Source organism: Pseudomonas sp. BF-RE-22, assembly GCF_019956155.1.
Taxonomy (GTDB): Bacteria; Pseudomonadota; Gammaproteobacteria; order Pseudomonadales; family Pseudomonadaceae; genus Aquipseudomonas; species Aquipseudomonas migulae.
Genome location: NZ_JAHBDD010000068.1, coordinates 1 through 12,200, shown reverse-complemented (window position 1 = coordinate 12,200; position 12,200 = coordinate 1). Strand labels below are relative to the sequence as shown.

General features: G+C 61.9%; 10 protein-coding genes. 8 read left to right on the top strand and 2 right to left on the bottom strand.

Translation table 11 applies throughout. The annotated features are described in order from the left end of the window. Positions 1-112: 112 nt before the first annotated feature. Together KGA82_RS25690 and KGA82_RS25685 are read left to right on the top strand one after the other, a co-directional pair. Positions 113-1,063: a GlxA family transcriptional regulator gene (locus tag KGA82_RS25690; RefSeq protein WP_223436801.1), complete on the top strand. Its 951-nt coding sequence runs from the start codon at positions 113-115 to the stop codon at positions 1,061-1,063. A gap of 176 nt (positions 1,064-1,239) precedes the next feature. Next, positions 1,240-2,724: an ATP-binding protein gene (locus KGA82_RS25685; protein ID WP_223453046.1), complete on the top strand. Its 1,485-nt coding sequence runs from the start codon at positions 1,240-1,242 to the stop codon at positions 2,722-2,724. Here the strand turns inward: KGA82_RS25685 and KGA82_RS25680 are convergent. Continuing rightward, positions 2,689-5,493 (bottom strand): ATP-binding protein, encoded by a 2,805-nt coding sequence (locus KGA82_RS25680; RefSeq protein WP_223453041.1) that lies wholly within the window; start codon positions 5,491-5,493, stop codon positions 2,689-2,691. The genes KGA82_RS25685 and KGA82_RS25680 overlap by 36 nt on opposite strands. A gap of 407 nt (positions 5,494-5,900) precedes the next feature. Here KGA82_RS25680 and KGA82_RS25675 point away from each other — a divergent pair, with 407 nt between their 5' ends. From KGA82_RS25675 to KGA82_RS25665, 3 genes are all read left to right on the top strand, one after another. Beyond that, entirely contained in the window at positions 5,901-6,476 is a 576-nt protein-coding gene (locus KGA82_RS25675; RefSeq protein WP_008032866.1) for a flavodoxin family protein, read from the top strand. A 31-nt stretch (positions 6,477-6,507) separates the two neighbouring features. Further along, the gene (locus tag KGA82_RS25670; protein ID WP_008032867.1) at positions 6,508-7,332 is read left to right on the top strand and encodes an alpha/beta fold hydrolase; all 825 of its coding nucleotides are present in this window, start codon (positions 6,508-6,510) and stop codon (positions 7,330-7,332) included. 72 nt (positions 7,333-7,404) lie between these two features. Continuing rightward, the gene (locus tag KGA82_RS25665; protein ID WP_008041156.1) at positions 7,405-8,847 is read left to right on the top strand and encodes a catalase; all 1,443 of its coding nucleotides are present in this window, start codon (positions 7,405-7,407) and stop codon (positions 8,845-8,847) included. 279 nt (positions 8,848-9,126) lie between these two features. On the opposite strand, the gene KGA82_RS25660 is transcribed toward KGA82_RS25665, so the two are convergent. Further along, entirely contained in the window at positions 9,127-9,543 is a 417-nt protein-coding gene (locus KGA82_RS25660; protein WP_223453035.1) for a helix-turn-helix domain-containing protein, read from the bottom strand. A 5-nt stretch (positions 9,544-9,548) separates the two neighbouring features. Here KGA82_RS25660 and KGA82_RS25655 point away from each other — a divergent pair, with 5 nt between their 5' ends. The 3 genes from KGA82_RS25655 to KGA82_RS25645 are packed head-to-tail and all read left to right on the top strand — an operon-like array spanning position 9,549 to position 11,688. Beyond that, on the top strand, positions 9,549-9,692 hold the full coding sequence (locus KGA82_RS25655) for a hypothetical protein (RefSeq protein ID WP_223453033.1): 144 nt from the start codon (positions 9,549-9,551) through the stop codon (positions 9,690-9,692). A gap of 60 nt (positions 9,693-9,752) precedes the next feature. Beyond that, positions 9,753-10,736 carry an MBL fold metallo-hydrolase gene (locus tag KGA82_RS25650; protein ID WP_223453030.1) on the top strand — a complete coding sequence of 328 codons (984 nt, stop codon included), beginning with the start codon at positions 9,753-9,755 and terminating at the stop codon, positions 10,734-10,736. A gap of 31 nt (positions 10,737-10,767) precedes the next feature. Then, positions 10,768-11,688: a LysR family transcriptional regulator gene (locus KGA82_RS25645; RefSeq protein WP_008030224.1), complete on the top strand. Its 921-nt coding sequence runs from the start codon at positions 10,768-10,770 to the stop codon at positions 11,686-11,688. Positions 11,689-12,200 lie beyond the last annotated feature (512 nt).

The following is a 12,200-nucleotide window of genomic DNA, read 5'->3' as shown; positions in this document are numbered from 1 at the left end:
CGTTCAGACAATAATCATGTCGACTGACCCACCGCCATCGCCAGCAAGCCGGCTCCTACAGGGGGCGATGTACGGCCAGTATTCTTTTTTTGATTTCAGTGATTTTGAACCCATGAAAACCGTGGCAATGGTGCTGTTCCCTGATTTTCTCCTCCTCGACATGGCCGGGCCCATGGAGGTGTTTTCCATCGCCAATCGTTATCTGGAACCGGCCGAGCGTTACGTGTTGTCGACCATCGGCACCGAGCACGGCGCGTTGCGTGCCTCCAACGGTGTCAGCGTGCAGGCCGATGTGCATATCGATCAGGCGGATCAGGCGTATGACCTGTTGCTGGTGCCGGGCGGCCCCGGGGCCTACAACGAAAAACACCCGCCGTTGCTCGGCTGGCTCAAAGGTGCGGTTAAGCGGGCCGGACGTTATGGCTCGATCTGCACCGGCGCATTCGTGCTCGGGAATGCCGGCCTGATTGATGGCTACCGTGTCACCACCCACTGGCATTACACCGAACGGCTGATCAAGGGGTTCCCGAAGGCGACGGTGGAGACCGATCAGATCTTTGTTCAGGACCGCAACCTGATCACCTCCGGCGGCGTCACTGCCGGCATTGACCTGGCACTCGCCGTGGTTGCCGAAGACCATGGCAAGAAAGTCGCCCAGGACGTGGCCAAGGTGTTGCTGGTGGTGATGAAACGTCAGGGCGGACAGGCGCAATTCAGTCCGTTGATGGCGACGGTGGCCCCTCACGAAACACCGGTGACGCGCGTGCAGAATTATGTGCTCGACCACCTCGACGAAGCCTTCAGCATCGAGCGCATGGCCGGCCTGGCCACCATGAGTCCGCGTCATTTCGCCAGGGTGTTCGCCCGGGAAGTGAACATGACGCCGATGGAATTTCTCCAGAGCGCACGTATCGACTGTGCGAGAAATTTGTTGGAAACCAGTGACTTGCCGCTCAAGACCGTGGCTTTCAAAAGTGGTTTCGGCAGTGTGCGGCACATGCGGTTTCTGTTCAGTGAAAAACTCGGGTTGACCCCGTCCCAGTACCGCGAACAGTTCAGCTAGAGCCTTTTTGTCCGTTCTGCGCACCGTGATGGCCGTGACGCTCCCACCGTGACCGTTGTTCCGTCACCAAGGCCTGCGAAGATACCCGTGAACTCTTTGTAATGGAGGCGCGAGCCTGGCGCGCAATGGAAATGACAATCCGTTGAGCCGCTTAGGGTTTGCGCACGTGGACCTGCATGAACAGCGTCAGTGATTTGAACAACGAAGCGGTGCTGCGATTCGGCCCTTATGCGTTTCACCTGCGGCAACGGCTGATCCTCGACGGGGACCGGCCGCTGCGCATGGGCGGGCGGGCCCTGGATATCCTGCAGGTGCTGGTCCAGCGTGCGGGCAACGTGGTCAGCAAGGACGAGCTCATCGCACTCGTCTGGCCGACTTCGGTGGTCGAGGAGATCAACCTGCGCGTGCATATCGCCGCGCTGCGTCGCGCATTGGGCGACGGGCAGGACGGGCAGCGCTACATCGTCAACATTCCCCAGCGCGGTTATAGCTTTATCGCGTCCGTGCAGCGGGTGCCGGCGAGTACGCTGGCCTCGATCGAAACGGTTCAGAAACCTCAACACAACCTGCCCGCGCGCCTGTCGCCGGTGATCGGGCGCGATTCGCTGGTCGGCAGTCTGGTCCGGCAGTTACCGGTTCGGCGCCTCATGACCCTGACCGGTCCCGGCGGCATCGGCAAGACCACCGTGGCGTTGCGGGTGGCCGAACTGCTCTTGCAGCATTACCAGGATGGGGTCTGGCTGGTGGATCTGGCGGTGATCGATGACCCTGCGCAGGTGGTCGATCATCTGACCCGGGCGCTTGAGCTGGGCGTCGGAACCACCCTGGAGACATGGGCGCAACGTCATGCGTTATTGGTGCTCGACAATTGCGAGCACCTGCTCGAACGCTGCCGGACACTGGTCGAGGACCTGCTGATGGCGGCGCCACGCCTGTCGATCCTGGTAACCAGTCGCGAGCCGCTCCAGGCGCAGGGGGAAACGGTCCAGCGTTTGCCGCCACTGGCGGTGCCTCCGGCTTCGGCGTTGCACAGTGTGGCCGAAGCGATGGGCTATTCGGCGGTGCAACTGTTCGTCAGCCGTGCCCGTGCTCGTCAGCAAGGCTTTGTGCTGCGCGAACAAGACCTCAAGGTCGTGCGCGAAATCTGTCGCCGGCTCGATGGTCTGCCCCTGGCCATCGAACTGGCGGCGGCGCAGATTGATGCGTTGGCGCTGGTGGGCCTGCAAGCTCAACTGGACAATTGTTTTCAGCTGCTGACCCAGGGCCGGCGCACCGCCGTGCCCCGGCATCAAACCTTGAAAGCGGCGCTGGACTGGAGCTATGAGCAACTGAGCCCGCTGGAGCAAACCGTGTTGCAGCGCCTGTCGGTGTTCAAGATGGCCTTTACGCTGGATGCCGCCATTGGCGTGATCAGTTGCGCGGCATTGCTGCCTGCTCGCTTGATTGAAGGGGTGGAAAGTCTGGCGCTCAAATCGTTGCTATCGCTGGAGCAGGGCGGCGGACTGGCCCGCTACCGTTTCCTCAACACCACCCGCACCTACGCCCTGGAGAAACTCGAGGGCAGCGGTGAATTGCGCACCGTTGAAATGCGTTACGCCCGCTACATCAGCCGGGCGCGGTGGGTATCAAGCGGGCACGTGGCGCTGCAACTCGTCGAGTAACCGGCGGACTTTCGTCAGGTCCGGTGTGGCAAAACCTTCGGTGAACCGGTTGTAGATCGGCGCCAGCAGCGTATGGGCTTGCCGGTGCCGGCCCTGACGCTGCCAAAGCTGTGCCAGCGAGGTAGCGCTGCGCAGTTCCCAGGTCAGGGCGCCCTGATGGTTGGCGACGTTCAAGGCCCTGATCAGCAAGGCCTCGGCCGCGTCGGTGTTCAACGGGCACTCTTGCGCCAGAAGCGCCTCAGCCCTGGCTCGCAGGATCTCCGCCGTGTTCCAGCCCGCCATGCCGGTATCCGCCCGTTGTGACAAGTCGTCATCGACGAAACCGGTGTCCAGCGTCACCATGATGTCCTTGATCAACCCCTCGCCCGGCAGAAGGGAGGAGCGCAGCTCGGTGTGGTCGATCACCTGTGCGTAGTGCATGGCCCAGGTGTAAAACAGCAGCACCGAGTGCTTTTGCGCTTGTTCCAGCAGCAGTCGCAAGAGTTCGCGCGCGGTGCGGGTGTCGCCGTTGTAGTGGGCGATCAGGCAACCGGCCAGCGCCAGGGTGTAGCAGATGGACGTTCCATGGTTGATCTGCATCGCGATGTCCAGCGCTTGCCGGGCGGTGCGCCACGCCTGTTCCGGCCTGCCTTGCAGCCAGAGGATGCGTGCCAGAATGGTCAGGGCGGCGACGCTCTGGTCGTACTGCACGCCAAAACCGTGGGTGAAGCGGTTGAGGTGGCCGCTCTGGGCCATGCGCTGCAGCACCTCTTCGGCATTCACCCGCGCCTGTTCCTGATTCCCGGCAAAGTGCAGCGCCAGCACCCGCAAACGGTGGGTGCTGAGGGACAACACTTCGTCGCCGTGCAGCCCCAACCGGTCGAACTGCTGGCTCTGCTCCAGGGCCATTTGATAGTTGGCACAGCAGAGGTTGACCGCCATGTGCCCGGACACCGCACGCAACTGACCGGCCACGTCGTTGCAGTGCCTGGCCAGCGTTCTGGCGCTGACGAAGGCCTCGACGGTTTCCGCCGTGCCGCCCTGGGTGTGGTAGCAGGCGCTGCCGAGGGCCAGTTTGAGGGCCATTTTCAGCCGGGGGCAGGGCTCGGGCGCGGCATCCAGCAGGGCCAGCGCCTTGCGCACGTACACGCCGTGCTCCTTGAGCAGCGACATCTCCTGCCAGAGCGGCGTCGATGTTGCGGCCAGGCGAATCGCCAACGTCTGCGGCCCTTGTGCGTCCAAGCCCCAATCGAGGGCTGCGCGAATATCTTCCAGACTGCGTGCATAACGCTCGATCCACGTCGCCGTCGCGATCAGCTCCCAGTCCTGCTGGGCCTGATGCATCAAGGCCAGGCAACGCTCGGCGTGGCGTTCGCGGGTGCCCGGCAGGTCGGCGGCCTGGTCGAGTTTTTCCAGGGCGTAGCTGCGCGTAGTGTCGAGCAGGCGGTAGAACACTTCTTCGTCGCCGACCTCGACGTTCAGCAGCGACTTGGCCACCAGTTGTGTGATCGAGCCAAACACCTCACAGGGTTCGATATGTTCGCCGACGATCACTGCTGCTGCCGACTCCAGGGTGAAGCCGCCTCTGAACACGCTCAGTCGGCGCAGGCAGGTTTGTTCGCAGGCACTCAGCAGTTCGAAACTCCAGTCCAACGTGGCGCGCAAGGTTTGATGGCGACCCAAGGTGGTCTGGCAGCCTTGGGTGAGCAGGCGAAAACTGCCTTGCAGTTGCGTGAGCAAGCCGCCCACGCCGAGGCCGCCGACTTGCGCCGCCGCCAGTTCAATCGCCAGCGGAATACCGTCCAGGCGCCGGCAGATTTCAATCGCCAGCGGCAGCTCGTCATCGCTCAGTTCGAAACTGTCGTGGCTGGCCATCGCCCGTTCGACAAACAACTGCAAGGCCGAAAAGCTCAGGGCCTGCGCGCGGTCGAGCACGGCGATGGGCGGCGGGCAGTCCAGTGACTCAAGACGCTGAACGAACTCGCCTTCGGCCCGCAGGCTCTCGCGGCTGGTGGTCAGGATGTGCACGTCGGGCGCGGCGCGCAGGATGCTTTCGCTCAACACGGCGATGGCGTCGAGCAGGTGTTCGCAGTTGTCGATCACCAGCAGCATCTGCCGGTCGCGCAAAAATGCGGGGAGGCCGCTCATCGGGTCAGTGTCATGCAACGACAGTTCGAGCAGCGTCGCCAGATGCGCGCTGATCATCGATGGATCGTTGATCGGTGCCAGGTCCAGCAGACGAATGCCATCGCGGTAGCGCCCGATCAATTGCTCGGCAACGCGCAGGGCCACGGTGGTTTTGCCGATGCCGCCGGGGCCGACCAGCGTGATGAAACGCTGGCGTGACAACTGGACCACCAGGCTGTCGACGAGGGACTGGCGACCGATCATGCGCGTGCGCCGCACGGGCAGGTTGTGGCCGTTCGGTGCGGGGGCTTCATTCGCCGGATGTTGCTCGATGTGCTCCAAAGAGAACGGCGCGACAAAGCTGTAGCCGCGCTGGGCCACGGTGATGATGTAGCGCTGGCCGTTCTGGCCGTCGCCGAGGGCTTTGCGCAACGCCGCCATGTGCACCCGCAGGTTGATGTCTTCGACAACGCTTTTGGGCCAGACCCCGGCGATCAGTTCCTGTTTGCTGACCACATTTCCGGCGTGTTCCAGAAGGATCAACAGAATGTCCATGGCACGCCGACCCAGGCGCAGGGGCTGGTCGGCCTCCATCACCAGGCGTTGTCCGGGATAGATCCGGTAAGGGCCGAAATGGATGGCCTGTTCGGGGGAAAGGGTCAACGGGTCACTCCTGCTTGCAGCCGTCTGGTACGCGGTTACCGAGCATATTCGTCAGGTTTGTTCATTCGCGCAATGCGCTGGCCAACTGACTGCCGGGTGTTCACTTGGACTGCCGGTTTACGATCCTCCCTGTTCTTTGCGTTTTTACTGGGCGTGGCGCTTGTGTAGAAGGCGCCGGGGCTTTTGGCGCGCCAGGGAAAATTAACAACGTTTAACTCGTCCTGCGTCCGGTCTACGCCCAAAACTCCAGCACCGCAACTGCTCAAACTGTAGGCGCCGGCTTGCTGGCGATTGCGGTATTTCAGCCGAAGTTGTCGGCGATGGGTACATCGCAATCGCCAGCAAGCCGGCTCCTACAGGGGGAGCCGTGTTGTGAAAAGGGATTTATTTGTCATGAGGACGCCGGAATGAGCAACGTGGTGGTGGTCTATCACAGTGGCTACGGGCACACACGGGTCATGGCCGAAGCCGTGGCCCAAGGTGTGGAGCGGCACCTGGGCAGTACCTGCCAGCTGATTTCGGTCGAGGACGTGGACCAGCACTGGGACCGTTTGCACAACGCCGACGCGATCATCTTCGGTGCGCCGACCTACATGGGCAGCGCCTCGGCACGCTTCAAGGGGTTCATGGAAGCCACGGCGGCGTTCTACCTGACCCAACCCTGGCGCGACAAACTCGCGGCGGGTTTCACCAATTCCGGCTGCCTGTGTGGCGACAAACTCAACACCTTGCTGCAGATGGCAGTGTTCGCCGCGCAGCATTCGATGATCTGGGTCGGCCTCGACCTGCTGCCGGCACGCTCCGGCACCGGCGTGTTCGACGGGCAACTCAATCGCCTCGGCAGTTCGCTGGGCGCCATGGCGCAGTCGAATGTCGAACAGTCCCCCGAATTCGCACCGCCCCCGGAAGATCGCTGCACCGCCGCGCACCTGGGTGAACGCGTGGCGCGGCTGGCTGAACGCCTGAGCCACTCACCGGTTTGAATCACCCCCAACCCTCCTGAGGAAACATCGCATGAGCACGTTCACCACCCGAGACGGCACCGAGATTTATTACAAGGATTGGGGCACCGGCCAGCCCATCGTCTTCAGCCACGGTTGGCCGCTGAACGCCGACAGCTGGGAATCGCAGATGATCTTCCTCGCCTCCAAAGGCTACCGGGTGATCGCCCACGACCGTCGCGGCCATGGCCGTTCCAGTCAGCCGTGGACCGGCAACGACATGGACACCTACGCCGATGACCTGGCGCAGTTGATCGAACGGCTCGACCTGAAAGACGCCGTGCTGTTCGGTTTCTCCACCGGCGGTGGTGAAGTGGCGCGCTACATCGGTCGCCACGGCACTGGCCGCGTGGCCAAGGCCGGGCTGATTTCAGCGGTGCCGCCCCTGATGCTCAAGACCGAAGCCAACCCTGGTGGCCTGCCGATCGAGGTGTTCGACGGTATTCGTCAGGCGTCCCTGGTCGACCGTTCGCAGCTGTACATCGACCTCGCCAGCGGTCCGTTCTTCGGCTTCAACAAACCGGACGCCAAACCGTCGCAAGGCATGATCGACTGGTTCTGGATGCAAGGCATGACCTCCGGCCACAAGAACGCTTATGACTGCATCAAGGCGTTTTCCGAAACCGACTTCACCGAAGACCTGAAGAAATTCGACATCCCCACGCTGGTGGTGCATGGCGACGCGGACCAGGTGGTGCCGATCGAGGCCGCCGGCATTGCTTCGGCAAAACTGGTCAAGGGGTCTACGCTGAAGGTCTACCCCGGCGCGCCCCATGGCTTGACTGATACCCACAAGGATCAGCTCAACGCTGATTTGCTGGCGTTCCTCAAGGGTTGATGTGCCCACGGCGCGGGCGTAGATCCGCGCCGTTCTCGCTCCTGATGAGCCGAATCCTTCGAGAACCTGACCATGAAAAAGCTGACCAACGCCACCGGGGCACCGGTGGCCGACAACTTCAATATCCAGACCGCCGGCCCCCGTGGACCGGCGCTCTTGCAAGACATCTGGTTGCTGGAAAAACTCGCCCACTTCGACCGCGAACTGATCCCGGAACGGCGCATGCACGCCAAGGGTGCGGGCGCCTATGGCACCTTCACCGTCACCCATGACATCACTCGTTATACAAAAGCCAGCATCTTCAGCTCGGTGGGCAAGGAAACGCCGCTGTTCGTGCGTTTTTCCTCGGTGGCCGGCGAACGCGGCGCGGCGGATGCCGAGCGTGATATCCGTGGCTTCGCGGTGAAGTTCTACACCGACGAAGGCAACTGGGACATTGTCGGCAACAACACGCCGGTGTTTTTCTTCCGCGACCCGCTGCGTTTCTCCGACCTCAACCATGTGGTCAAACGCGACCCGCGCACCGGCCTGCGCAACGCCACCAGCAATTGGGACTTCTGGACCCTGCTGCCCGAGGCGCTGCACCAGGTGACCATCGTGATGAGCGATCGCGGGATTCCCACCAGTTTCCGTCACATGCACGGCTTCGGCAGTCACACCTTCAGCCTGATCGACCGCGACAACAAACGGGTGTGGGTGAAGTTTCATTTTGTCTGCCAGCAAGGCATCGAAAACCTCTCGGACGCCGAGGCCGAAGCAGTGGTCGGCAAGGACCGCGAAAGCAATCTGCGCGACCTTTACGAAGTCATCGAGCAGGGCAACTTCCCGCGCTGGAAGTTGTGCATTCAGGTGATGGAGGAAGAACAGGCGCTCAACTATCGGCACAACCCGTTCGACTTGACCAAGGTCTGGCCGCACGCTGAATTCCCGCTGATTGAAGTGGGCGTCATGGAGCTCAATCGCAACGCCGAAAACCACTTTGCCGAAATCGAACAGGCAGCGTTTTCGCCGGCCAACGTGGTGCCGGGCGTGAGTTTTTCACCGGACCGCATGCTCCAGGCGCGGCTGTTTTCCTATGGTGATGCCCAGCGTTATCGCCTCGGCGTGAACTTCAACCACATCCCGGTCAACGCGCCGCGCTGCCCGGCGCACAGCTACCACCGCGACGGCGCCATGCGCACCGACGGCAACCTCGGCGGTACCGCCAGTTACTTCCCGAACAGTGTCGGTGAATGGCAGGACTCGCCGGAACTGGCCGAGCCGCCGCTGCCGCTGGAAGGCTTTGCCCAGCATTATGATCATCGGTTGGAAGAGGATCATTACGAACAGCCGGGTAACCTGTTTCGACTGCTCGATCCGGCGCGCAAGCAGTTGCTGTTCGACAACACCGCACGTGCGATGAACGGCGTACCGCAGGCAATCCGCCAGCGTCATATCGACAACTGCACCAAGGCCGATCCTGCGTATGGATTTGGCGTGGCCGAGGCGTTGGAGCGGTTGGTGCCGTTAGGGTAAAAGGCAGCAGGCTTGCCGGCGATGGCGCCCACGAAATCGCCATCGCCGGCAAGCCGGGCTCCTACAGGTTTTGCGTCATTCCCAAATCCCCGAACACCCCACAATCCTTGTAGGAGCCGGCTTGCTGGCGATGGCGTCCGTAAAATCGCCATCGCCGGCAAGCCGACTCCTACAGGTTTTGTGTCGATCCTCAATCCCCGAACACCCCCAAAATCCTTGTAGGAGCCGGCTTGCCGGCGATGGCGCCCACGAAATCGCCATCGCCAGCAAGCCGGGCTCCTACAAGGATGTGCGTGGAAGCGCGCGCACGGCTCGGCAGCGCCAGGCGAATGGGTTGATGCCTTCGCTGCGGGTGAAGATGTGGCAGAAGTGCGCCTGATCGCAGAAACCGCATTCGAGGCTGATTTGCGTGAGGCTCAGGTCGGTGTTCTGGATCAGTTGCTTGGCCCGGGCGATGCGTTGGTGGCGAATCCAGTCTTGCGGCGAGAGGCCGGTGCTGCATTTGAATGCGCGGGAGAAATGACTGCGCGAGAGGGCGCAGGCGCGTGCCAGTTCGGTCACTTCGACGGTTTCACCGAGGCGTTCGAGGATCAGTTGCTTGACCAGGCTTTCGCGCCACGGGGTCAGGCCGCCGGTGGTTTTCTTTCGCGTTTCAGTGGCAGTCGCGCGAGCGACGTTTTGCTGAGAATGAGCCATGACAAATGTCCGTTTCGGTGAGCTTCATTCTTGGTCGCGGGGCTCTGGCAGGCGAGTTAAACGTTGTTAATTTCGCCGATGCGCAGTGGTGGCCAACAACGCTGACTCAGCACATGGCTGCAATTTTTGCAGTGCCGGGCGAGGCATGATCGACGTCTTGTGGCGGGCCTGTGCATGGCCGCTCTTCTGACTTGATCAAGGGTGACGGCATGAAACATTCTCTGGTTGGCGCGTTGGGCCTCGCTGTGGCGTTGGCGTCCGGAATCTCCTCGGCTCAGGCACCGGCACAGGTCGGCACCCAGGTGCCGGGCTACTTCCGCCTGGCGCTGGGCGACTTTGAGGTGACGGCGCTGTTCGACGGCTACAACGACCTGTCGCCCAAACTGCTCCAGGGCCTGACCCAAAGCCAGATCCGCGCACTGCTGGCCCGCCGCTCGATTGAAACGCCGGGGGTGCAGACTGCGTTCAACGCCTTCCTGATCAACACCGGCAAGCAATTGATCCTGGTGGATACCGGCGCCGGTCAATGCATCGGTGCGACGGCGGGCATGCTCTCGGACAACATGAAAGCCGCCGGCTACGAGCCTTCGCAGGTCGACACGATTCTGCTGACCCACCTGCACCTGGACCATGTGTGCGGATTGGTCGACGGCCAGCAGAAACCGGTTTTTGCCAACGCCACGGTCTACGCCGCGAAGGCCGAAGCCGATTACTGGCTTGATCCTCAGGCGCTGGCCAAAGCTCCCGAGGGCGCCAAGCCGTATTTCAAAATTGCCCAGGACTCCACCGCACCGTACGTCGCGGCGGGACGTTTCAAGACGTTCGACGCCGGTCAGTCGCCTGTGCCGGGGGTCGAGGCCACGCTGGAAGCCGGGCACACGCCGGGCAGCACGACGTACCGCTTCACCTCTCAAGGGCAGAGCATTTTGTTCATGGGCGATCTGGTGCATAACCTCGCGGTGCAGTTCTTGCACCCGGAAGTCTCGATCGGCTTTGACGTCAACAGTCAGCAAGCGATCAAAAGCCGCGCCAAGGTGTTCAGCGATGCAGCCGCCGGTAAAACCTGGGTGACGGCAGCGCATTTGCCGTTTCCAGGCATTGGCCATATCGCCGCAGAGGGCAAGCATTTCCAATGGGTACCGGTCGAATACGGTCCTTATAAACGTGCGGCGAAAGTGCCGCTGATCGAGTAAAGTCCGACGCATTCACAAGGGAGCCGTGCCTATGAACCGTAACGATCTGCGCCGCGTCGACATGAACCTGTTGGTGATTTTCGAGGCCTTGATGTTCGAGAGGAACCTGACCCGGGTGGCTGAAAAATTGTTCATGGGCCAACCGGCGGTGAGTGCGGCGCTGGGGCGGTTACGGGATCTGTTTGACGATCCGTTGCTGTTGCGTAATGGCCGCGGCATGGAGCCGACAACGCGGGCGCTGGCGATTCTCAAGGAATTGCAGCCGGCGATGGATGTGATTTCCGGGGCGGTCAGCCGGGCGAAGGAATTTGATCCGGCGAGCAGCTGCGATGTGTTCCGCATTGGTTTGTCGGACGACGCCGAATTCGGTTTGTTTCCGCCGTTGTTGCGGCAACTGCAGGAAGAGGCGCCGGGGATTGTTGTGGTGGTGCGGCGTGCGAACTATTTGCTGATGCCGGCTTTGCTGGCTTCGGGAGAGATCTCTGTGGGGGTGAGTTACACCACGGATTTGCCCGCGAATGCGAAGTGCAAGAAATTGCGCGACATCCCCTGCAAGGTGCTGCGTGGGGACAAGCGACCTGGGCTGCTGACGCTCGACGAATACTGCGAGCGACCGCATGCGATGGTGTCGTTTTCCGGTGATCTGAGCGGCAATATCGATCTGGATCTGGCCAAGGTTGGCCGCAGTCGTCGGGTGGTGTTGGGTGTTCCGCAGTTCAGTGGGTTGCGGGCGTTGCTCGCGGGCACTGAAATGATCGCAACCGTACCGGATTATGCGGCGTGTGCGTTGGTTGAAGGGTGTGCTTTGCGGGCTGAGGATCCACCGTTTCCCATTGATGCTGCGCAGCTTTCGATGGCTTGGAGTGGGGTGCATGACAATGATCCGGCGGAGCGCTGGTTGCGGTCGCGGATCAGTGAGTTTATGTCCAGGCCTTTGCCTGTATCGGGTTGAACGTGGCGGCCTTTGGGCCGACCATTTTGTTTCGGGTGTACATATCCATTTTTGTGGTAACGGCTGCTGGTGGTTTCGCCCTTACGGCGACTCACTTTTGCAGACGCCCAAAAGTAAGCAAAACGCTTCGCCCCAGCGTCCGGCCCCTCGCTAAGGCTCGGCGTTCCCTCGCTCCGGTCCTGCTCCGTGGGCCCGCCGCCATCGGCCATCCCTGGCCGGGGGCGGCTAGCCCGGCATCCATGCCGGGCTGCCCACTGCGCAGAACCTCCACTCGGCCTCCCGAAGGGGCGGGCAGATCAAAATCAAAAGCTGAAGGCGAGCTAACGCACGGCCTGATGAGTGGTGAAAAGCGGGTGCGTTGCTTGGCTCTTCGTAGGAGCGATGCTTGCTCGCGAAGGCGGCCTGACAGCCGACCCTTCACCCACGAATGTCCCCAATTCCCTGTAGGAGCCGGCTTGCCGGCGATGGCGTCCGGTCAGTCACGCATTCATTGCCTGACCACCGCCATCGCC